The following is a 1134-nucleotide window of genomic DNA, read 5'->3' on the forward strand; positions in this document are numbered from 1 at the left end:
TTTCGATAAATTTCAGGATTATCGGCCTTAACTGCGACGCGGCGTTTGCGCGCGTCGCGATATCGATTTTCCCGGATGATCCACTTCAATGGACGATTCAGTTCAGGTCTGCTGTACCCGATGCAGGAACGTGTTCAGGGACCGCGCGCGCCGGGTCCAGGCCGGCTATTCCAGGCAGTGTCCCTGTTGCGAGGTGGTGTTGTTCTTCGAGGAAACCTCTCTCGACAAGAATATCACGCGCGCTTTGACCTCGGCGCGCGGCCTCCGCAAGGTATTGCGGGAGATGGAAGCCGCCGGTCCGCGCAAGGCGAAGGCTGTGCCGGCGGGCCGCAGGTCGTACTGAGGCGGACACGTGTGAGAACGCGTTGCGGGCCCACTTTAATCACGCCGTAGCGGCAGATCATTTGTCGAAGAAGACACGTGGATCCGGTTCGACTGGTGGATCGTCAGGAATGCCGTCGGGAAGGAAATCTCGTCCGCCAAGTTCATCCAGTCGCGCGAAACACGCCTCCACATCGACAGGCTGCTTTTTCAACGGCTCGAGAATGACCTTGTCGCCGACTTTGCTGACCCGCACCTCGGTGCCCTCGAAGCGGAATTCCTTGGGCAGGAGCACGGCCTGGCTGCGGCCATGCATGAAAAGCTTGGCGGTTGAGCTCATGATCCGCCTCCTTATTGGTAGATACCAATGATATATACCATGCAATCAGCCCGTCGGTTAATCAAGCAGCGTCGGCTTGACGATGCGGCCACGCCCGGCAAATTGCGGCGCCTGACGTAGTCTAGCGCGCGGACCATTGGAGTAATCAAAAATGATTCTGGTCACCGGCAGCATTCTGGCACGGGAGGACACTTTCGCCGATGTCCGCCGCCTCTGTCTCGAGCACGTCGAGCGCTCCCGCAAGGAGCCGGGCTGCATCTCGCATGCGGTGCATGTCGACTGCCAGAATCCGCTTCGGCTGTTCTTCTTCGAGCAATGGGCCGATGAAGCCGCCTTGCGCACCCACTTCGCGGTCGAGGGATCGCGCGAGTTCGTGAGAGCGCTGAAGGGGCGGATCGTCGAGACCACGGGGACGCAGATCTACAGTGCGGTATCGATTGCGAGGTAGGTCGTCCCCCCAAAAACAACCACGG

3 protein-coding genes are annotated in these 1134 nt (G+C 59.6%); 2 read left to right on the forward strand and 1 reads right to left on the reverse strand.

The features are described from left to right. Positions 1-88 precede the first annotated feature (88 nt). Positions 89-343, forward strand: coding sequence for a hypothetical protein (locus Q7U29_RS14830; protein WP_304742665.1), 255 nt, complete (start codon positions 89-91; stop codon positions 341-343). A 57-nt stretch (positions 344-400) separates the two neighbouring features. Here Q7U29_RS14830 and Q7U29_RS14835 read toward each other — a convergent pair whose 3' ends face one another. Then, positions 401-661 (reverse strand): antitoxin, encoded by a 261-nt coding sequence (locus Q7U29_RS14835; protein ID WP_304742667.1) that lies wholly within the window; start codon positions 659-661, stop codon positions 401-403. Positions 662-812: 151 nt separating this feature from the next. Between Q7U29_RS14835 and Q7U29_RS14840 the strand changes: the two genes are divergently transcribed. After that, on the forward strand, positions 813-1109 hold the full coding sequence (locus Q7U29_RS14840; RefSeq protein WP_304742669.1) for a putative quinol monooxygenase: 297 nt from the start codon (positions 813-815) through the stop codon (positions 1107-1109). Positions 1110-1134: the final 25 nt, after the last annotated feature.

It is taken from the genome of Bradyrhizobium sp. (assembly GCF_030654605.1).
Classification (GTDB): domain Bacteria; phylum Pseudomonadota; class Alphaproteobacteria; order Rhizobiales; family Xanthobacteraceae; genus Bradyrhizobium.